Annotated in this window: 16 protein-coding genes; 5 read left to right on the top strand and 11 right to left on the bottom strand. The window is 73.5% G+C overall.

The window, feature by feature from the left end; translation table 11 throughout:
- Positions 1–50: 50 nt before the first annotated feature.
- On the bottom strand, positions 51–518 hold the full coding sequence (locus ACI2L3_RS31795; protein WP_404755860.1) for a MarR family winged helix-turn-helix transcriptional regulator: 468 nt from the start codon (positions 516–518) through the stop codon (positions 51–53).
- A gap of 90 nt (positions 519–608) precedes the next feature.
- Between ACI2L3_RS31795 and gap the strand changes: the two genes are divergently transcribed.
- Positions 609–1613 (top strand): type I glyceraldehyde-3-phosphate dehydrogenase, encoded by a 1005-nt coding sequence (gene gap, locus ACI2L3_RS31790; RefSeq protein WP_404755859.1) that lies wholly within the window; start codon positions 609–611, stop codon positions 1611–1613.
- Between the two features lie 7 nt (positions 1614–1620).
- On the opposite strand, the gene ACI2L3_RS31785 is transcribed toward gap, so the two are convergent.
- The 3 genes from ACI2L3_RS31785 to ACI2L3_RS31775 are packed head-to-tail and all read right to left on the bottom strand — an operon-like array spanning position 1621 to position 5725.
- Complete coding sequence (locus ACI2L3_RS31785; RefSeq protein ID WP_404755858.1) at positions 1621–2841, bottom strand: NAD(P)/FAD-dependent oxidoreductase; 1221 nt, start codon at positions 2839–2841, stop codon at positions 1621–1623.
- Positions 2838–4253 (bottom strand): FAD-dependent oxidoreductase, encoded by a 1416-nt coding sequence (locus ACI2L3_RS31780; RefSeq protein WP_404755857.1) that lies wholly within the window; start codon positions 4251–4253, stop codon positions 2838–2840. The genes ACI2L3_RS31785 and ACI2L3_RS31780 overlap by 4 nt, the downstream gene beginning before the upstream one ends.
- Complete coding sequence (locus ACI2L3_RS31775; protein WP_404755856.1) at positions 4253–5725, bottom strand: FGGY family carbohydrate kinase; 1473 nt, start codon at positions 5723–5725, stop codon at positions 4253–4255. Before ACI2L3_RS31775 ends, ACI2L3_RS31780 begins: the two co-directional genes overlap by 1 nt.
- 270 nt (positions 5726–5995) lie before the next feature.
- Here ACI2L3_RS31775 and ACI2L3_RS31770 point away from each other — a divergent pair, with 270 nt between their 5' ends.
- Both ACI2L3_RS31770 and ACI2L3_RS31765 read left to right on the top strand, forming a co-directional pair.
- Complete coding sequence (locus ACI2L3_RS31770) at positions 5996–6988, top strand: hypothetical protein (RefSeq protein ID WP_404755855.1); 993 nt, start codon at positions 5996–5998, stop codon at positions 6986–6988.
- A gap of 69 nt (positions 6989–7057) precedes the next feature.
- Complete coding sequence (locus tag ACI2L3_RS31765) at positions 7058–8590, top strand: amino acid permease (RefSeq protein WP_404755854.1); 1533 nt, start codon at positions 7058–7060, stop codon at positions 8588–8590.
- 18 nt (positions 8591–8608) lie between these two features.
- Here the strand turns inward: ACI2L3_RS31765 and ACI2L3_RS31760 are convergent, their stop codons facing one another.
- The 3 genes from ACI2L3_RS31760 to ACI2L3_RS31750 form a co-directional block, all read right to left on the bottom strand.
- On the bottom strand, positions 8609–9163 hold the full coding sequence (locus ACI2L3_RS31760; protein ID WP_404755853.1) for a GNAT family N-acetyltransferase: 555 nt from the start codon (positions 9161–9163) through the stop codon (positions 8609–8611).
- A 36-nt stretch (positions 9164–9199) separates the two neighbouring features.
- A complete protein-coding gene (locus ACI2L3_RS31755; RefSeq protein ID WP_404755852.1) occupies positions 9200–9934 on the bottom strand; it encodes an SDR family oxidoreductase in 735 nt (244 codons plus the stop codon).
- Between the two features lie 130 nt (positions 9935–10064).
- On the bottom strand, positions 10065–11441 hold the full coding sequence (locus ACI2L3_RS31750) for a radical SAM protein (protein ID WP_404755851.1): 1377 nt from the start codon (positions 11439–11441) through the stop codon (positions 10065–10067).
- Between the two features lie 302 nt (positions 11442–11743).
- Here ACI2L3_RS31750 and ACI2L3_RS31745 point away from each other — a divergent pair, with 302 nt between their 5' ends.
- The gene (locus tag ACI2L3_RS31745) at positions 11744–13435 is read left to right on the top strand and encodes a translation initiation factor 2 (RefSeq protein WP_404755850.1); all 1692 of its coding nucleotides are present in this window, start codon (positions 11744–11746) and stop codon (positions 13433–13435) included.
- Positions 13436–13443: 8 nt separating this feature from the next.
- On the opposite strand, the gene ACI2L3_RS31740 is transcribed toward ACI2L3_RS31745, so the two are convergent.
- Positions 13444–14442 (bottom strand): helix-turn-helix domain-containing protein, encoded by a 999-nt coding sequence (locus tag ACI2L3_RS31740; RefSeq protein WP_404755849.1) that lies wholly within the window; start codon positions 14440–14442, stop codon positions 13444–13446.
- A 289-nt stretch (positions 14443–14731) separates the two neighbouring features.
- On the opposite strand from ACI2L3_RS31740, the gene ACI2L3_RS31735 reads away from it, so the two are divergent.
- Positions 14732–15130 carry a hypothetical protein gene (locus ACI2L3_RS31735; protein WP_404755848.1) on the top strand — a complete coding sequence of 133 codons (399 nt, stop codon included), beginning with the start codon at positions 14732–14734 and terminating at the stop codon, positions 15128–15130.
- Here ACI2L3_RS31735 and ACI2L3_RS31730 read toward each other — a convergent pair.
- From ACI2L3_RS31730 to ACI2L3_RS31720, 3 genes are read right to left on the bottom strand one after another with little or no spacing between them, the layout of a single operon-like run.
- A complete protein-coding gene (locus ACI2L3_RS31730; protein WP_404755847.1) occupies positions 15118–17262 on the bottom strand; it encodes an AAA family ATPase in 2145 nt (714 codons plus the stop codon). The two genes, ACI2L3_RS31735 and ACI2L3_RS31730, sit on opposite strands and share 13 nt — an antisense overlap.
- 10 nt (positions 17263–17272) lie before the next feature.
- Positions 17273–18295 carry a Gfo/Idh/MocA family protein gene (locus ACI2L3_RS31725; protein WP_404755846.1) on the bottom strand — a complete coding sequence of 341 codons (1023 nt, stop codon included), beginning with the start codon at positions 18293–18295 and terminating at the stop codon, positions 17273–17275.
- Entirely contained in the window at positions 18292–19356 is a 1065-nt protein-coding gene (locus ACI2L3_RS31720) for a Gfo/Idh/MocA family protein (RefSeq protein WP_404755845.1), read from the bottom strand. Before ACI2L3_RS31720 ends, ACI2L3_RS31725 begins: the two co-directional genes overlap by 4 nt.
- Positions 19357–19389: the final 33 nt, after the last annotated feature.

Raw genomic sequence — 19389 nt, 5'->3', positions numbered from 1 at the left:
GCCATGGGAAGGGTGTCCTGCGCCTCACCCCGCGCCGGTTCCGCCCGGGCCTACCCCTCACCCCGTCCCAGTTCCGCCAGGCGCGTCAGGGCGGGCAGCGCGTCCGCGAGGGCCGCGCGCTGCTCCGGGGTCAACCGGTCGAGCAGCGGCGCGAGATGGCGCGTCCGGTCCTCGTGACGGGAGCGGCCGACCCGGCGGCCCTTCTCGGTGAGGTGGACGAGGACGGCGCGCCCGTCGGTCGGGTCCGGGCGGCGCTCCACCAGGCCGTCGCGCTCCATGCGGGTCACCAGCTGGGTGATGCCGGGCTGGCTGACCTGCTCGGTCTTCGTCAGCTCGGTCAGCCGCCTGGGGCCGCCGCCGAACGCGAGGGTGTCCAGCACCGAGAGCGTCGTGAACGGCAGTTTCTCCAGTACCGGTAGCCGGATGTAGAAGCGGTTGAAGTTCTCGATCGCCGCGGTGAAGGCGTTCACGTCCAGCTCGTCGTTCGGATCGTCGACGTTCAGGTCGTCGTCGTGCATGTCAGCCACCCTGGAGAATTACATCATTAGCTTATGTAAGCTGCTTATATTGTTCTCGATCACGCCTCACGGGCGCAAGGAGAGAGTTCCATGACTGTTCGTATCGGCATCAACGGGTTCGGGCGAATCGGCCGCAGCGTCTTCCGGGCGGCGGCAGCCGGGGACGCGGATGTGGAGGTCGTCGCGGTCAACGACCTGGGCGACGTGCCGACCATGGCGCATCTGCTGGCCTACGACTCGGTCCTGGGCCGCTTCCCCGGCGAGGTCACCGCCGAACCGGGGGCGATCCGCGTCGACGGGAAGACCATCCAGGTGTTCGCCGAGCGGGATCCCGCCGGGCTGCCCTGGGGCGACCTCGGCGTGGACGTCGTCATCGAGGCGACGGGCGTCTTCACCGACGCCGCCCGGGCCCGCGCACACGTCGAGGGCGGCGCGAAGAAGGTCGTCATCGCGGCCCCGGCCACCGGCGAGGACGTCACGATCGTGCTCGGCGTGAACGACGACGCCTACGACCCCGAGCGGCACACGATCATCTCCAACGCCTCGTGCACCACCAACTGCCTGGGCGTCCTGGCGAAGGTGCTGCACGACGCCGTGGGCATCGACTCCGGCATGATGACCACCGTCCACGCCTATACGCAGGACCAGAACCTCCAGGACGCCCCGCACAAGGACCTGCGCCGCGCCCGCGCCGCCGGCCTCAACATCATCCCGACCTCCAGCGGCGCCGCCAAGGCCATCGGGCTCGTGCTGCCCGAACTCGCGGGCCGACTCGACGCGTTCGCGCTACGGGTGCCCGTCCCCACCGGCTCGGTCACCGACCTCACCGTCACCACGCGGCGGCCCACGTCGGTCGAGGAGATCAAGGAGGCGTACGCGGCGGCCGCCGCCGGACCGTACAAGGGAGTGCTGTCCTACACCGAGGCTCCCATCGTGAGCACCGACATCGTCACCGACCCCGCGTCCTGCGTCTTCGACGCCGAGCTCACCCGCGTCACGGGGCCGCAGGTCAAGGTCGTCGGCTGGTACGACAACGAATGGGGCTACTCCAACCGCCTCATCGACCTCGCCCGGCTGGTCGGCGCCTCGCTCTAGCCACGCCTCAGCCAAGGGCGACCCGGACCGCGCCGCCCCGCACGTCCACCCTCGCCGTCCAGTTCCCGGAGACGCGGAACGGTCGGTTCGGGACGGCCGGGCGGCGTGGGCGGGTGCGGTGCAGGGTCCTGCCGTCCTGCGTGATGACCAGTGCGGGACGCGGCACGAACTCCGTCGCGCACAGGGTGAATTCGGCTGTCGGCTCGTCGGGGCTCAGCCGGTTCGGGGCGATCCAGGCGAGCGGGGCAGCGGCCCGCAACGGCACGGACGCGGCGGGCCAGTCCCCGTCGGAGAGGTAGCGCCGCACGGCCGCCGCCGCCAGGGCCCCCTCGCGCGCCACCACCCGCGCCGGTTCGGCGGCGTGCAGGACGTTGCCCACCGCGAAGACGCCGCGTTCGTCCGTACGGAACGCGGCGTCGACGGCGGGGCCCCGGGTGCCGGGGTCGAGCAACAGGCCGCCGCGCCGGGCCAGTTCGTGGTCCGGGACGAAGTCGCCGGTGAAGACGACCGTGTCGCAGGGTACGTGCGCCGTCCTGCCGTCCCGGTGCCGCAGCCGGACGCCCGAGAGGCGGCCGCGGCCGAGGAGTTCGGCCACCGTGGCGTCGGTGAGGAGTGGCACGCCGCGCCGCAGCCGCGCGTCCAGGGCGCGGGCCTGCGGCGCCTGGTGGCGCGGGTGTTCGGTGATCTGCGCGGTGACGGAGACCCCGGCCCGCCGCAGCGTGTCCAGGGCCGTGAAGCTCACCGGTTCCGCGCCGACCACGACGGCGCGCGTGCCGATCCGCTGCCGGTGGAGGTGGACGGCCTGCTGGAGCTCGCCTGTGGTGTAGACCCCGGCGGGCCGCGTGCCGGGCACGAGGCGGGCGGCGCGCGGCCGTTCCCGGGCGCCCGTGGCGAGGACGACCGCGCGGGCGGTGATCCGCTCCAGGCCGCGGGGGCTCGTGGTGTCCAGGGTGAGCGGTGCCGCCCAGGCCGTGACGGTGACGCCGGTCCGCAGCACCGCGCCGGTGCCCACGGCGGCCGCCACGCACCGCTCCGCGTACTGCGGTCCCGTCATCCCGAGGCGTCCGAAGCCGCCGTGCAGGCAGTGCCGCGGTACCCCGCCCGCCTGCCGTTCGCGGTCCACCACCTCGACCTCGCCGACGCCCGCCGCGGCGAGGCCGACCGCCGTGGCGAGCCCGGCGGGCCCGGCGCCGACGACCAGCACGTCGACGATGCGCTCACGCCTCATCCGGTACCCAACTCCGCACCCCGTTCGTAGAGTTCCCGTACCTCGGCCCCGCAGTAGAAGCCCTGGCAGCGCCCGCCGCGCGCCCGGGTGCGCCGCCGCAGGCCGTCCAGTGAGCCGGGTGGCACCGTGGCCGCGAGGGCGTCCCGGATCTCGCCGCGCGTCACCCGTTCACAGTGGCAGACGATGTCGCCGTAGGCGGGGTCGGCGGCGATGAGGTCGGCTCGCCGGTAGGGGCGCGGGAAGGCCTCGCCGAGGTTCGGCATGCGGACCGGCGGCAGGTCGTGCGGGCCGGACAGCTCCAGGCCCGTGCCGGCGAGGAGCTCGGTGACGTGTGCCGCGATGGCCAGGGACGCCGTGAGGCCGGTGGAGCGGATGCCGCCGACGGTGACGTAGCGCTGTTCCTTGTGGGCGCTGATGCGGTAGTCGTCGTGCTCGGTGGCGGCGCGCAGTCCCGCGTAGACGGCGGTGACCTCCTCGTCGAGCAGCTCCGGGAGGATCCGGCCGCCCTTCTCGCGCAGCGCGGCGATGCCGTCGGCCGTCGATCCGGTCGCCGTCTTGTCGTCCAATTCCTCGGCGGTGGGCCCCAGTAGAACGTTTCCGTACACGGTCGGTGCCACGAGGACGCCCTTGCCGAGCGGGGTGGGGACGGGCAGCAGGATGTGCCGCACCAGGTCGCGGGCGAGCTTGTCGAAGACGAGGAGCTGGCCGCGGCGCGGGGTGACGGTGAAGTCGTCGTGGCCGAGCAGCCGGTCGACGGTGTCGGCGTGCAGGCCCGCGGCGTTGACGAGACAGCGGGTCCGCACGGTGCCGCGGCTCGTGGTCAGCAGATGCGTGTCGCCCGCCGGTTCGGCTTTCTGTACACGGCAGTTGAGGAGGAGGTCCACGCCTGCGCGGACGGCCTGGGTGGCGTAGGCGAGGGTGGTGGTCCAGGGGCAGATGACGCTCTCGCCGGGGACGTCGAGCGCGCCGAGGGCGCCGGGGCCGAGGTGCGGCTCGCGCGCCCGGACCTCGGAGGGCTCGATGATCCGCGCCGCGCGGTAGCCGTTCCGCTCCGCCTTCGCCAACAGGCCCGGCAACGCGGCCAGTTGCGGGGCGTCCCAGGCGACGAGCAGCGCGCCGACCGGCTCGACGGGGATCCCGGACTCGGCGGCGTACGCGGCGAGCAGCCGTCGGCCCTCGCGGACCAGGCGGGACTCCAGGGAGCCGGGCACCGCGTCGAAGCCGGTGTGCAGGATCGCCGTGTTCGCCTTCGACGTGCCCTCGCCGACGTCGTTCGAGGCCTCCACCAGGGCGATGCGCAGGCCGGGGTGGCGGGCGAGTTCGCGCGCGACGGCGGAGCCGACGACTCCCGCGCCGATGACGGTCACGTCGTACGTCACGTCCGGCATCGCGCCGCGCCTGACCACCGCCATCAGGGCGTACGTCCCGGCGTGCGTTCCAGGAGTGCCGCCACCGCCGCGTCGAAGTCCGCGCGGCGTTCGGCGGCCCGGTCGGCGTCGATGCGCGGTTCGTAGACGGCGGCGGGCCGCCACCGCGGGACGGCGTCGGCGACGGTGAGTGCGGGGTCGAGGCCGATGCGGGCGACGGCGGCCGCGCCGAGGGCTGTGGCTTCGGGCAACGCCGATACCTCGACGGGGAGTTGGAGCAGGTCGGCCTGGGTCTGCATGAGCAGGGCCGAGCGGGTCAGGCCGCCGTCGACGCGCAGGCTCGTGAGGGGCTCCCCCAGGTCGGCGGCGACCGCGTCGGCGAGCGAGGCGACCTGCGCGGCGATGCCCTCGCAGAGGGCGCGCACCACGTGGCCCGCGGTGGTGTCGAGGCCGAGCCCGGTCAGCGAGCCGCGCAGGTCACCGCGCCACCAGGGCGCCGCGAGACCGGCGAGCGCGGGCACGAAGGTGACGCCGCCGGAGTCCGGGACGGCGGAGCCCACGAGGTCGATGTCCTCGGCGCCCGCGATCACGCCGAGGTCGGTGAGCCAGCGGACGGCGGACGCGGCCGTGTAGACCTGCCCGTCGAGGCAGTAGCTGCTCCGGCCGGCGAGCCGCCAGGCGACACAGCTGACCAGGCCCGAGCCGCCGCGCCGCGGCCGCGCACCGGTCTGGGCGAGCAGGAACGCCCCTGTTCCGTAAGTGCACTTGGCGCTTCCCGGGACGGTCACGTCCTGGGCGAGCAGTGCGGCCTGCTGGTCGACGAGGAGGCCGGTGAGGGGTATCTCCGGGCCGAACGCGGTGGTCGTGCCGACCGGTCCCGCCGCGTCGACGACGCGGGGCAGGCACTCGTCGCCGAGGCCGTAGATCTCCAGGGCCCGCGGTGACCACTCGACGGTGTCGAGGTCGAGGAGCTGGGTGCGGCCGGCTGTCGCGGCGTCCGTGACGTAGGCGCCGGTGAGGCGGTGGACGAGCCAGGCGTCGCTCGTCGTGACCACGCCGCGCCGGGTCAGGTGGCGGCGTATCCACGCCATCTTGGGAGCGGCGAAGTACGGGTCGAGCGGCAGACCGGTGAGGGCGCGCAACTCCTCGGCGTGGTCGGCCAGTTCGGCGCAGAACGAATCGGCGCGGCGGTCCTGCCAGACGAGGGCGTCGGTGAGGGGTTCGCCGGATTCCGGGTCCCAGGCGAGGACGGTCTCGCCCTGGTTGGCGAGGCCGACGGCGGCGACCGGCTCGCCCGCGTCCGCCAGCGCCGCGCGGCCCGCTTCGACGACCGACGAGAGCAGCTCGGCGGGGTCGGCCTCCACGAGGCCGCCGGGCAGGAAGCGGGGGCGCACCGGCGCCGCGCCCGCACCGATCACGCCGCGCTCCGGGCAGACCACGAGGGCCTTCGTCCCGGACGTGCCCTGGTCCACGGCGAGCACGGGGCGCTGCGCCGGGGGCCGCTCATAGGTGATCACCGCGGGAAGACTGCTACAGCGCCCCGGAGGGCGTCAAGGGATCGAAATGACTGCTCCCGCCCGTCAAATGACTGGTTCCGCCCGTCACATGATCGACCGGCGCGCCGTGTTGACAGGACGTCGACAGAACAGGGCCATAAAAGATCGGCGAAGCGCCATGGAACCGGAACGCCCAGCTCTACACTGTCCGCCGAGCACCACCGTCAACTCCCGCCCCAGCACGCCCTGTTAATCGCTCAACCTCCGCCCTCTTCCCCCAACAGAGGTCTCATGCCCATGCCGTCAGGCCGCCCGGTGTACCACCCGGCAGGCCACGACGAAGCGTTGCGCGCGGTGCTCCAGGACCTCAGGACCGGCCGCTGGGTCTCCACGCGCAACCTGCTGACCGAGACGCCCGACTGGGGGCTGTGGACCCAGCGCACGCAGATCCTCGGGGCCGCCGTCGCCGGCTCCGACGTGGTGCGGGCCTGGCGCGCCGAGGAGCCGCGCAGCGCGTCGGCCGCCGTGCTGCACACCCGTGTCCTGGTGGAGCGCGCCCTGCGCGCCCACCGCTCGGGACACCGGCGGACCAACGACCTGTGGCGCGAGGCGGTCGGGGCGTGCGCCGACGCCTCCGCCATGTCGCCCGAGGACCCGGTGCCGTGGATCTGCCTGCTCACCCTGGCCCAGCTGGACGTGGGCCAACGCTGGGACGAGCACCGGGTGGCGCCTCCGGAGCCGATGCTCTTCCCCGGCCCCTGGCAGCTCCTCGCCGAGGCCGACAAGCGCGATCCGGGCAACCGCGAGGCGTACCACCGGATGCTGCAGTTCGTGTACGGGCGACGGGCGCAGGGCCCCCTCACCGAGGCGTACAACTTCGTGCAGTGGGCGTCGGCCGCGGCGCCCGCGGGCTCCGCGCTGCATCTGCTGCCGCTGTACGTGCGGGTCGAGCGGTACCGCAGGGAGTCGGGGCAGGAGCAGGCCCTCGATCTGCACTGGATCTCCGAGGACGCCACACGCGCCGCGTTCCTGGCCCTGCAGCTGTGGTTCGACCACGCGGCGCCCGCCACGACCTCGCTCCTCGACCTCAACCACCTGGCACACGCGCTGTGGGGCGCCCACCAGTTCCACGACGCGTCACGCGTGTTCCAGGCCCTCGACCCGTTCTTCACGACCGTGCCGTGGACGTACCGCACCCGCTCCCCCGGTGACGCGGACGCCGCCGCCGAGGTCTTCCTCCAGGCCCGCGCCCGCTGCTTCAGCGCCTCCCGCAGCCCCGGTTAGGCCCCTCGGGCCGCCCACGGACCCACCTTCCCCGCACCACCACCGCCGCTCCCCACCGGAGGTCCCACCGTGTCCCGCACCACCTGGTCGTCGAGCTCCGTCCCCGCGCCACGCCAGGACGAGGAGGAACGGCTCAGAGAGCTCGGCTACCAGCCCGTCCTGGCCCGCCGCATGGGCGGCTTCGGCAACTTCGCCATCAGCTTCTCCGTCATCTCGATCCTGTCCGGCTGCATGACCCTGTACGGCTTCGGCCTCCTCACCGGCGGCCCCGCCGTGATGCTCTGGGGCTGGGCCGGAGTCGGCCTGTTCGTGCTCTGCGTGGGGCTCGCGCTCGCCGAGGTCACCAGCGCGTACCCGACGTCGGGCGCCCTGTACTACATGGCGGACCGGCTCGGCGGGCGCCGCTGGGGCTGGTACACGGGCTGGCTGAACCTCCTCGGTCTGCTCGGCGCGATCGCGGGCATCGACTACGGCGCCGCGCTGTTCACCGGCGCGTTCCTGAACCTGAGGTTCGGCTTCACGCCGACGCCGGAGAAGACGTTCCTGATCTTCCTCTGCATCCTGCTGCTGCACGCCGTCCTGAACCTCTTCAACGTGCGCCTGGTGAGCCTGCTCAACTCGGTCAGCGTGTGGTGGCACCTGGTCGGTGTCACGGTGATCGTCGGCGCGCTCGTGATCGTGCCGGACCACCACCGGTCGGTGTCGGACGTCTTCGGCAGCGGCGGCTACTTCAACGGCACCGGCTGGGACAACCCGCTCTACGTCACGGCGATCGGCCTGCTCCTCGCCCAGTACACGTTCTCCGGCTACGACGCGTCAGCTCACCTGTCGGAGGAGACGTCCAACGCGTCGGTGTCCGCGGCCCGCGGCATCGTGCGCGCCATCTGGGCGTCCTGGATCGCCGGGTTCGTGCTGCTCACCGGCCTGTCCTTCGCTATCCAGGACTACGCGGGCACGCTCGGCACCGGCACCGGGGTGCCGCCCGCGCAGATCATGATCGACGCGCTCGGCGAGTCCGGGGCGACGGCGCTGCTGCTCATCGTGATCGTGGCGCAGCTGTTCTGCGGCAACGCCGAGACGGCCGCCGCGAGCCGCATGGTGTTCGCGTTCAGCCGCGACAACGCGCTGCCCGGTTCCGCCGTGTGGCGCAAGGTCAGCTCCCGCACCCAGGTGCCGGTGCCCGCGGTGTGGCTGTCGGTGGGGCTGGCCGCGGTCATCGCCCTGCCGTCCCTGTACTCGGCGACCGCGTACACGGCCGTGACCGCCATCAACGTCATCGGCATCACCCCCGCGTACGCCATCCCGATCTTCCTGCGCCTGCGCGCCGGCGACCGCTTCCAACCGGGGCCGTGGAACCTGGGCCGCTGGAGCAGGCCCATCGGCTGGATCGCGGTGCTGTGGGTGGCGTTCGTGACGGTGCTGTTCTGTCTGCCGCAGGTCTCCCCGGTGACGGCCTCCACGATGAACTACGCGTCGATCGCGCTCGCCGTGGTGCTGCTCCTGGCCACCGTGTGGTGGTTCGTCGCCCGCCGCTCCTACAGCACCCCGCAGGCGTACGGCTCGGACCGCGAGCAGGCCGAGGTCGCGGAGAACATCGTCTGAGAGCGGACCCGGAAAGGCTTATGCCGAACGGTCGTTGAGGATTTTCTGGAACAGTCGGTGATCGCGCCAGGCTCCGTTGATGTGGAGGAACTTCGGTGCGATCCCGTACTCCTCGAAGCCGCACTTGGTGAGCACGCGCTGCGAGGCGGTGTTGTGGAGCAGGGTGCCCGCCTCGACGCGGTGCAGGCCGAGCCGGGTGTCGGCCACCTCGCAGGCGTGGCGCGTGGCGGCGGAGGCGATGCCCCTGCCGACCAGTTCCGCGTCGGTCCAGTAGCCGAGGGCCGCGCTGCGGGCCGGGCCGAGCACGATGTTCGACAGGGCGGCGTGACCGACGATCTCGCCGCCCTCGACGAACACCCAGTGCGCCGCCCGGCCCACCCGCATCTCCTCCAACTGCCCCCGGACCCGGTCGGCCTGGCCCTCCACGGTGTAGAAGGCCTCGGGCCTGATGGGGTCCCAGGGTGCGAGGTGGGCGCGGTTGCGCCGGTAGGAGCGGGCCAGCGCCTCCGCGTCGTCGAACGTGACGGCCCGCATCAGGACGCCTGCCGTGAGTACTGTCTCTCCGCCGATCATGCGAACCAGCGTACGAGAGAGCCCGGCGCGGGAGCGTCAGCGGCCGCCCGCGACCCTCAGCACCGTCCCTGTCGTGTAGGAGGCGTCGTCCGAGAGCAGCCAGGAGACGGCGGCCGCGATCTCCGACGGCCGGCCGGCGCGGCCCAGCGGGATGCCCGACGCGAGCTTCGCGGGGCGCTCGGGGTCGGCGTGGAACTCGGTCCAGATGACGCCGGGGGCGACGGCGTTGACGCGGATGCCGTCCGCCGCGACCTCCTTGGACAGGCCGACCGTCATCGTGTCGACCGCGCCCTTGGCCGCCGCGTAGTGGACGTACTCGCCGGGTGCGCCGAGGGTGGCGGCGGCGGACGAGAGGTTCACGATCGCGCCGCCGCCGTGGGCCTTCATGTCCCGCACCGCGCGCCGCGCGCAGAGCAGGTATCCGAGTACGTTCACGTCGAGCGCCCGGCGCATGCCCTCGGCGTCGGCGTCGGCGAGGGGTCCGACGGGGCCGCTCACCCCGGCGTTGTTGACCAGTCCGGTGACCGGGCCCAGCTCGGCGGCGGCGGTGTCGAAGAGGCGGTCGACGTCGGCCTCGTCGGCGGTGTCGGCCTGGACGGTGACGCAGCGGCGGCCGGCCGCGCGGACCGCCTCGGCGGTCTCTTCCGCGGCCGCCGCGTTCGACCGGTAGCCGATGACGACGTCATGGCCGTCCCCGGCGAGACGGGCGCTGACAGCGGCGCCGATACCGCGGCTGCCGCCGGTGACGACGGTGACGGGGTGGTGCTGCACGGGAGACCTCCGGCTGTGGGTGGCTGACTGTCGCGCCCGCCCGGACGCGGGGGTCGCCCGCGTCCGGATCGGGGGCCATCCTAAGCAGCGGTGATCTACATCACCGACCCCGGTCCCCGGCCACGCCGGGTCAGTTGCCCGAGGTCACCGCCGGGGCGACGGCGTCCTCCGGGGCCGCCTTCTCCGCGGGCAGGCTGTCCATGAAGGAGCTGACCGAGAAGACCGCGTTGCCGGGGCCCGCCGGGCCGTAACCGGGCGGGGACGTCAGGCCGTTCGCCTCCATCGTCGCGCGGTAGGCCTCTAGGAGCCGCACGTGGTACTCCAGCGGCGCACCCTGCGGGTTCGCCTTGCCGAGCGGGGTCGTGGGCTCCGGGCACCAGGTGGTGAAGCGGGGCGTGATGCCGCGCGACATGAAGTACTGCAGGCCCTCGACGGTCGAGTCGATGGCCTCGTCGACGGTCTTGAAGCCGAACGGCTCCGCCATCTCCACGCCCGCCACGAAGTTGGGGATCACGTTGCGCGGCCCGAACACCTCGGCGGAGTCCAGGATGCGGCGGTGCCACTCGTCCCGGCCGACGTACCGCTCCTTGCCGGGGCAGTACCGCTCGAAGAGGTACGGGTCCCACACCTCGTAGTTGGGGTGGTAGATCCGCACGCCGTAGTCGTGGAAGCGCTGCACGTCCGCCTTGGGCAGGGCCTGGGCGACGACCTTGCCGATCCAGCGGCCGGGGAAGCGCTCCTCGATGGCCTTCGCGTACTGCCCGTAGAAGTCGGCCTCGTCCTTGCCGCCGACCTTCGAGGTGACGGCGCCACCGGTCAGCGTGTACGCGGTGGAGGACTTGTTGGTGTCGTACTTGTCGATGATGGCGAGGGCCTCGAGGACCTCCTCGACGGGCTTCACACCGGTGTACGGACGGCCCGCCGCCTTGTGCTGGCGCCAGTTGTGGTTGATGTCGCAGTACTGGCACTCCTCCTTGGCGCCGAAGTACTGGCAGACCCGGAAGACCGTCAGGTAGATGAGGTAGCCCCACTGGATGGTGGGCGCCACCTCCATCACCGACTTGCCGTTCTCCAGCGTGTGCCGGTAGTAGTCCGGCATCGGGGGCAGGCCGACGTCGGAGATCCGTACGCCGTCCAGGTAGAGGCCCAGCACGCCGTGGTCGTCGGCGGCCACGCGGTACGGCGACGCCGGGTTCACGCGGACCGAGACGACGGTGCGGCGCAGCTCGTACGGGCCGCCGGTGAGGACGATCTCCTCCGGCGGGCGGCGCAGCGCGGCGGCGCCCAGCTCGGGGAGCGTGCCGTGGTCGAAGGAGAAGATGAAGTACGACTTCGGCTTGACGTCGCCGTCCTCATTGTCGCTCAGCGCGGACTCGTCGAAGGCGATGCCGCCGCGCAGCAGGTCTTCCTTGATCACGGCTTCCCGCGGGACGTGCGGGAACCGCTCCATGAGTGACTCGATGAGCTGTGTACGGCTCTCGGTACGGCTCTCGCTGCTGCTTGGCATGGGCCGGGCACCTCGGATCCTGTCGGTCGATCTGTTTTGTCCACGCTAATACCCTGCCGATCCGTTCCGGCGCCGGGTCTCCGACCGGCGGGGCCGGACGGCCGGTCCGGGTACGATCTCCGGCATGCCGCCCGCCGACCCTCACATACCCGCCCCGAAGTGCGGAAACGGGCCACATGCCACGCCGCCGCAAACTAGGATGAACACTCCCGAAGCGGGCAGCGGGCAGCGGGCAGCGGGCAGCGGGCAGCGGGCAGCGGGCAGCGGGCAGCGGGCAGCGGGTCCCGTCGCGGGTGGCTTCCGTGGCGAGCAGCCGCGGCGAGAAGCGCGTGCTCTTCGCCGCCCGGTCGGCGACCGCCCTGCACCGGCTCCTCGACGTCCTCCCCGTCTTCGCCGGCGACGACCGGATCCGCCGCCGCTTCACCCTCGTCCCCGGCTCCGACTTCGGTACCGAAGCCCTCGCGGCCGTCGAGCGGGCGGGCGGCCGCACCGTCCCGTGGGCCGAGGCCCTCGCCCACCCCCACGACCTGATCCTGGCCGCCAGCCCCAAGGGCGGCCTCGCCGAGCTCCGCGGCCCGCGCGTCCTGCTGCCGCACGGCGCGGGCTACAACAAGGCCCTCGGAGAAGAGACGGGCGAGGGCGGCTCCGGCGACTCCGCGTCCGGCATGGCCCCGGCGCTCCTGATGCCGGGCGGCCACCCCGTGGCCCACCTCCACGCCCTGGCCCACCCCTCCCAGGTCGCCCGCCTCGCCACCGAGTGCCCGCCCGCCGCGGCGCACGCCACGGTGACCGGCGACCCCACGCTCGACCGGGTCCTCGCCTCCCTGCCGCTGCGCGAGCGCTACCGGTCCGCGCTCCGCACCCACGGCCGGAGGCTCGTCGTCCTCACCTCCACGTGGGGCCCGAACTCCCTGATCCGGCGCCACCCGGGCCTCCCCGCCCGGCTGGCCGCCGAGCTCCCCCACGACACGTACCAGCTGGGCCTCGTCCTGCACCCCAACGAACACAGCAGGACCGGCGGGTTCGACCTCGCGCAGGACCTCGCGCCCGCCCTCGACGCGGGCATGGTCCTGGCCCGCCCGTACGAGGAGTGGGCCGCGCTGCTCATCGCCGCCGACGTGGTGGTCACCGACCACGGCTCGGCGGCGCTGTACGCGGTGGCGGCGCGCGACGTTCCGGTGGTCGCGGCGGGGGACGGCGGCGGCGAGCTGATACCGGGCACGCCGATGGCTCAACTCCTGGCCCACGTACCGGCGTTGACGCCTGCGGACCGGCCGACCGCCGCCGACCTCGAACGCGCAATCGCCGCGCACAGCCCCGGCATCGCGGCCGCGGCGGCCGGGCAGGCGTTCGCCGAGCGCGGCCACGCCGTACGCCGGCTGCGCGAGGAGCTGTACCGCGTCCTCGGCCTGACTCCTCCGGACGGGCCCGCCGAGCCGCGCCTCCTGCCCGATCCCGCGCCCCCGGCCCGCGCCCTCGCGGCTTTCGCCGTCCAGGTCGACCGGCGGGGCCCGGACACCCACGTCTCGCGTCGGCCCGCCCGCTCCGACTCCCCCGCACATCACCTGGCCGCCGAGGTCGGCGAGGCGTCGGACACCCAGGTGCAGAGCGCCGGGCTGCTGTTCCGTCGCGCGGGGCGCCCCGCCGCCGGCCCCGTGCGGGGCGAGACCTGGACCGTCGACGGCTGGACGCGACACGTGCTCGCCGAGCACGGCGGCGTGCGCACGGCCGCCGTCGCGCTGGACGCCTCGTACTGCGTACTGCGCCGGACCGGTAGCCCGCTCTGCTCCGTCCGCATCGAACCGCACCGGGAGCCGGACGGCCGCGTGCTGCGCGCGGACCCGGCGGCCGTGCTGTCCGGTGTCCACGCGTGGCTCGTGGACCACCCCGAGCCGCTCTCCGCCCCGGTGACGATCCCTTGCGTCATCGCGAACCGCACGCACCGGGCGACGCTGACCCGCGCCGCCCCGGCGGAGGGGCGCCAGGAGATCTAGGTCCGCTCTCACGGAGGCGGAAGCAGTTTGATCAGGAACTCCTGGTCGGCGGCGCCGGAGCAGCGGCCCTGGACGATTTCCGTGCCGGCTTCGGTGCCCTGGTCGCGCAGGCTCAGGCACCGGCCGGTGGCGACGGGGCGCAGGCGGAAGTGGGCGGCGGCGGCCGGGCCGAGGGGGCTGACGCGGAACTGCTGAGCCTCGTTGTCGTCGGCGCAGTCGTCGCGGGGTTCGAGGAGGTCGCGGCCCGGCCCCTTCAGCAGGACCGTCAGGCAGCCGATGCCGTACTTCGGGTGGTGCCACTGGATCTGCACGATGTTCCTGCCCAGGGGTTCCAGGAAGACCCTGGGCTGTACCGCCTTCGCGCAAGGGCGCTGGGCGGCGACGGCTGTTCTGTAGTCGCCGGTGCGGTCCCGGCCTTCGGTGACGCAGAGCTCCGGCGTCCGGGCGGGGTGGATACGGGCCCAGCTGCCCACGGCCGGGATGCGCGCCCCGTGCACCGGCATCGCGGACGAGGCGGCCGACACGGCCGTCGGCACCGAAGAGTCGAAGAGGCTACCGACGCGGAGGGTGCCGGCGACTCCGAGACCCGCGGCGACGACCAGGCCCACCGCTCCGCGCCACCACCGGGCACGCGCCGGGACGGGAGCGGGTGACTCGCTGTCGCCGCCGTCGTCGCCGATGACCGCTGCGGGCTCGTCGGTGGCCAGGCGTCGGCGGGCCTCCAGCCGCTGACGCACTTCCTCGTCGCCGAGGCCGCACGCCCGGGTGAAGGCCTCGACGAACCGGTCCCGAGGCAGGGTGACACGGCCGAGGGTGGTCGCGATCGTACTGGCGGGCAGGGTGTCGCCGTGTGCGGTCGCCTTGCTCTCCAGCTGACGGTAGGTCAGTCCGGACCACGTCCGCAGGGTGCGTAGCGCCGCGGCGAACTCGGCCGGGGTGCCGAGCCGTGCCGGCTGCGGCGCTTGTGCCGGCTGCCCGGCCGGAACGCCCTCTGCCCGGCTCGTCACGGCGCCGGCCGGAGCCACCGGGCGGCCATCGGAATCAGCCGGTCCGCCGGTGTTCGGCCGTGTCCGGAACACGATGAGCACCGTTCCGAACAAGCTCGAACATCATTCGGCCTTGTCGACGCGGCGCGCAGCGGGCAGCGTCTGCCCCGACCAGTCCCGACCGTCACGCTGCCGCCCCCTTCGACGCCTGAGCTCAGGCCAGCGGCCAACATACGCACCACCGCTCCCGGTCGGCAGGTCGCATCCAGTCATTTGTCATCGTCCGGCACATCGATCTCCAAGGAGCATCATGCGTACTCGCACATGGTTCGCCGGTCTCGCGGCGGGAGCCGCTCTGCTGGCCGGCGGTTCGGTCACCACCGCACAGGCGACGGCCCCTGCCGCCGACGCCGGCATCGGGGCGCCGCCCGGCTGGAGCCCCGACGGCGTGCAGAGCTGCTCCTCCCACTCCCACCGGGACATCGACCCCGGCGGCGGACAGACGGTCAGTACCCAGACGCTGCGCCGGAGCGGTCCCCACAACACCTGCGGCAGCAATCCGGTCCACAGCACGGCGGTCGACTACCACTGCTACACGGTGAACGAGTCCAGCAACACGTGGACCTATGTGACGGTCCGTGCCACCGGAGCCAAGGGCTGGGTGTACGACGGCAACCTCACGAACGGCGGCAGCGACTACGAGTGCTGAGCTGACGCCTCACCGGAGTCGTCCAGGCCGCCGCCCCGCTCCCGCACCGCGCGCGCCGCCGTGCGGAACTCCGTGGCGGCGGCCGTGTCCCCGGTCTCGGAGGCCAGTTCGGCCAGGGCGTCCAGGGCCCGCAGTTCCTCGCGGAGGGATGCGCTGAGGCGGGCCTCCCGCAGCGACTCGTCGTAGAGCGCCCTCGCCTCGTCGGGTCGCCCGAGGGACCGCAGCACCCGGGCGAGCGCGAAGCCGGTGCGGGCGGTCAGGCGGGCTCGTCCCAGCTCCTCCGCCTGCGCGTGCGCGGCCGTCAACAGCTGGGCGGCGCGGCCGAGTTCGCCGAGCTCGGTGAGGGCCTTGCCGAGCAGGTAGGTCTGGAGCATGGCCCCGTACGCGTTGCCGATCTCCGTGTGGATGCGGCCCGACGCCTCGAAGTCCGCCGCCGCTGCCGCCCATTCGCCGCGGGCGGAGCCGAGCAGCCCGCGGAACTCGATGACCGAGGCGCGCAGCTTCCTCTCCCGGGCGCCGTCGCCCAGCGTCTCCGCGGCCGCCGAGGCGAGGCGCAGTTCCGTCGCCGCGTCGTCGAAGCGGCCCCGCTCCCACAGCGGGCGTGCGAGCTGGCAGCGCATGCGGATGAGCGCGGTGAGCGGGCGCCCGGCGCGCAGCGCGGCGTCCCGTCCTCTGCTGAACGTCTCGATGACCTGGGTGAGGCGGGGGTGGTCGAGGTAGTGGGTCCACAGGGGTTCGCAGAGCGACCAGGCCTCGTCGTCGAGTCCGCGCGCGTGGGCGACGCGTACGCAGTCGTGGAGCGCGAGCCGTTGGGCCTCCAGCCAGTGCAGGGCCTTCGCCTTTTGCTGCTTGTCGCTGTCGGCGGCGGTGATGCCGAAGTCCGTGTCGGGGGCGCCGGGGAGGGGCGGCACCTGTTCGGCGAAGGTCATGCGCGGGCCGGCGCGCAGTGCGTCGGCGCGCTGGGCCTGGCGGAGGTACCAGCGGATGACGCGCTGCCCGGCCTCGTCCGCCTCGGTGCCGTCGCCGTCCCCGCGCACCCGGTCCGCCCGGCGTGCCGCGTGGGCGCGCAGCAGGTCGTGCAGGCGCAGCCGCCCGTCCCGTTCCCGGGCCAGGAGGCTCGCCCGCACCAGTTCGTCCAGGGCGTCCTCGGCCTCGTCCTCTCCCCTGCCGAGCAGCGCGGTGGCCGCCTCCGGGTCGATCCAGGGGCCGGGGTGCCCGACGAGCAGGCGGTAGAGCGTGGCGGCGCCCGGGGTGAGGTCCTGGTACGCGGCGTCCCACACGGCCTCCACCGTGGGCACCCCCTTCGCGTCGAGTTCGGCGGCGAGCTGGGCGGTGAGGCGGGTGAGTCTGCGGGTGCGGTGCTTGCGCAGCCATTCGGCGGCCACGTGGAGGGCGGCGGGCAGGCCGCCGCAGATGCGGGTGAGCTCGGCGGCCGACGCGGGGTCGGCGGCGAGCCGGGGGTCGTCGACGATGCGGCTCAACAGCCGTTCGGCGTGCGGCTCTTCGAGCGGCCCGACGGGGAGTTCCAGGTCGACGCCGCCTTCGACGTCGTACAGGGTCTGGCGGCTGGCGGCGACCACGACGCTCTCCGCCGACGACGGGAGGAGCTCGGTGATCTCGGTGCCGGAGCGGGCGTTGTCGAGGACCAGGACGAGGCGGCGCCTGCCGGTCTGCTCCCAGTACTGCTTGCGGCGCCGCGCCGGGCTCCCTTCGAGGAGGTCGGTGACCTCGAAGGAGCGCAGCAGCTCGCCCATGACGTCGGCCAGGTCGGCGCCGCCGTCGGGCCGGTGGTCGTCGAGGTCGACGTAGCGCACCACGTAGCCGTGCTCGTCGGCGAGGCGGTGGGCGAGGTGCACGGCGAGCGCGGTCTTGCCGACGCCGTGCACGCCGGTGACCGAGACGACCAGTGGACGCCCGGTGGCCCTGGGGCGTGCGGCGGCGTCCAGCACGTGGGCGCGCTGGGGGTCACGGTCCTCGAAGTGCCGGATGTCCGGCGGCATCTGGTGCGACGGCGGTGGGTCCTCGGGCCCGCCCGGGGCGCCGTACACATGCAGCACCTCCACAGGGCCCGTCTGGACGGCCGTCCCGACCTGCGCCTGCCCGCTCACACTGTTCCGCGTCCGTTCGTCCACGGCCCCAACTCTAGGTGTCCCGGCCCAGCGTGACCGGTACTCCGCTGCGGGCGGACGCGTAACCCGCCGCCACGACGCGCAGCGTGCGCAGGCCGCCCTCACCGTCCGCGACGGGCATGCCGCCCTCGCCAGGGCCGTAGAGGAAGGCGCGCAGCATCAGTTCGTCCAGGTCGACGCCGAACGGCACCTCGGTGCCGCGCCCCCGACGTTCGCTGAAGCCGTGCACCTTCTGGTCGAAGGCGTCCATCTCCAGGGTGGCGTGCTCGCCGACGACGGTGAGTTCCAGGCCGCCCCAGGAGTGGTGGGAGCGGGGGTGGGACCAGCTGCAGTCGATGGTGGCGACGGCGCCGTTGGAGTAGGTGACGCTGACCAGGCCGCTGGTCTCGGCGGCGACCTCGTCGGCGTAGAGGAGGTTGTTGGTCTGCGCGTACACCTCGACGGGCCCGGCCTCTCCGAAGAGGTCGTCGAGCAGGTCGGCGATGTGCACGGTGTGGTCCATCAGGGCGCCGCCGCCGGAGAGTTCGGGCTCGGCGAACCAGCGGCGGTCGCGGGTCGGCATGGCGCCGTTGTTGGCGCCCGACACCGCGAGGACGCGTCCCGCCTCGCCCGAGTCGACGGTGGCCTTCACGGCCGCGTACGCGGGGCTGAACCGCACGGGGTAGGCGACCGCGAGCCGTACTCCGGCGGCGCGGCAGGCGGCGACCATCACTTCGCCGTCCTCGACGGAGGCCGCCAGCGGCTTCTCGCACAGGACGTCCACGCCGTGGGCGGCGGCGAGTTCGACCAGGGGGCGGTGGCGGGCGTTCTCGGAGCAGACGATCACCGCGTCCGGTTGCCGGGCGAAGGCTTCCTCGTACGTGTCCGCGTACGCGACGCCCACCGCGTCGGCGAGCGCGCGGCCCCGCACCTCGCCGGGCGCCGCGAGGTCCGTGTCCGGGTCGCTGCCCAGGACCTCGATGCCGGGCATACGGTCCAGGAGCCTCAGGTAGCCCGCCGCGTGGACGTGGGCGAACGACAGGACGGCGACCCTCATCGCGCTGCCTCCTCGGTCCGGTCGGAAAGTGTGGACGTGGCCATCCCGACTGTGGGCGTGGCCATCTCGACGACGCGGCCGGTGCGGCTGGATTCCGCGGCGGCCTCTGCTATCCGCACCGCTTCGACGCCGTCGCGGGTGCTGACGCGCGGTTCGGGTCCGCCGTCCCGCCAGGACGCGGCGAACTCGCGGAGTTCGGTGAGGAAGGGGCTCTCGGTCATGGGGCTGGACGGGATGCCCTCGTTGGCGGCGCGCACGCCCTGCGCGGTGATCCGGAAGCCGGGCACGGCGGTCGAGTCGTGGTGCAGCAGGCCGTCGGCGCCCGCGACCCGGAACGTCGTACGGAACCGCTGGTCGGGCAGGCCCCACAGCCCGTTGATGTGGCTGACGGCGCCCGACGCGTGGGTGAGGACGGCGGACGCGGTGACGACTTCGGGCGGGGCCCCGGTGGCATGCTCGACGCCGCGGGTCCGCGCGTGCACGCGGACCACGTCGCCCGCGAGCCAGCGCGCGATGTCGATGTCGTGCACCATCAGGTCCATGATGACACCGCCGGACTGGGCCGGATCGCCGAACCACGGCGCCCACTGGGGCCTGGCCCCGCCGCGCGTGAAGCGCAGCACGGCGAGCGCGCCGAGGTCGCCGCGGCTGACGGCCCGGTGCAGGGCGGCGTAGGCCGGGAAGTAGCGGACCACGTGGGCGGGGTGGAGCCGTACGCCCGCCGCGTCGGCCGCGGCCGCGAGCTCCTCGGCGTCGCGGGCGGTGAGGGCGAGCGGTTTCTCGCAGACGACGTGCCGGCCCGCGGCGACGGCCGCGAGGACGAGTGCCTTGTGGGTGGGGGTGGGGGTGCAGACGTCGACGGCGTACGCGTCCGTGAGGAGCGCGTCCAGGCTGTCGACGGCACGGATGTCGTGCCCGCGTCCGGCGTACTCCGACGCGAGCTTCTCCGCGGAGCCGTCGACGGTGTACACGCTCACCCGGGCGCCGAGCGCCAGCCAGCCGGGCAGGTGGGCGCGTGCGATGCCGCCGGCGCCGAGCAGGCCGATGTGAAGCGGTGCCATGAAGAAGGGCTGCCTTTCCGTGGGGGGGGCGGC

Origin of the sequence: Streptomyces sp. NPDC029674, assembly GCF_044903205.1 — a bacterium.
In the GTDB taxonomy this organism is placed as follows: Bacteria; Actinomycetota; Actinomycetes; order Streptomycetales; family Streptomycetaceae; genus Streptomyces.
This window is presented reverse-complemented; position numbering and strand designations above follow the sequence as displayed.

Coding starts and splice junctions, on each gene's coding strand:
- ACI2L3_RS31780 (WP_404755857.1), bottom strand. CDS start 4,253: ATGGCGGTGGTCAGGCGCGGCGCGATGCCGGACGTGACGTACGACGTG.
- ACI2L3_RS31720 (WP_404755845.1), bottom strand. CDS start 19,356: ATGGCACCGCTTCACATCGGCCTGCTCGGCGCCGGCGGCATCGCACGC.
- ACI2L3_RS31750 (WP_404755851.1), bottom strand. CDS start 11,441: ATGCCAAGCAGCAGCGAGAGCCGTACCGAGAGCCGTACACAGCTCATC.
- ACI2L3_RS31785 (WP_404755858.1), bottom strand. CDS start 2,841: ATGAGGCGTGAGCGCATCGTCGACGTGCTGGTCGTCGGCGCCGGGCCC.
- ACI2L3_RS31760 (WP_404755853.1), bottom strand. CDS start 9,163: ATGATCGGCGGAGAGACAGTACTCACGGCAGGCGTCCTGATGCGGGCC.
- ACI2L3_RS31735 (WP_404755848.1), top strand. CDS start 14,732: ATGCGTACTCGCACATGGTTCGCCGGTCTCGCGGCGGGAGCCGCTCTG.
- ACI2L3_RS31725 (WP_404755846.1), bottom strand. CDS start 18,295: ATGAGGGTCGCCGTCCTGTCGTTCGCCCACGTCCACGCGGCGGGCTAC.
- ACI2L3_RS31770 (WP_404755855.1), top strand. CDS start 5,996: ATGCCCATGCCGTCAGGCCGCCCGGTGTACCACCCGGCAGGCCACGAC.
- gap (WP_404755859.1), top strand. CDS start 609: ATGACTGTTCGTATCGGCATCAACGGGTTCGGGCGAATCGGCCGCAGC.
- ACI2L3_RS31795 (WP_404755860.1), bottom strand. CDS start 518: ATGCACGACGACGACCTGAACGTCGACGATCCGAACGACGAGCTGGAC.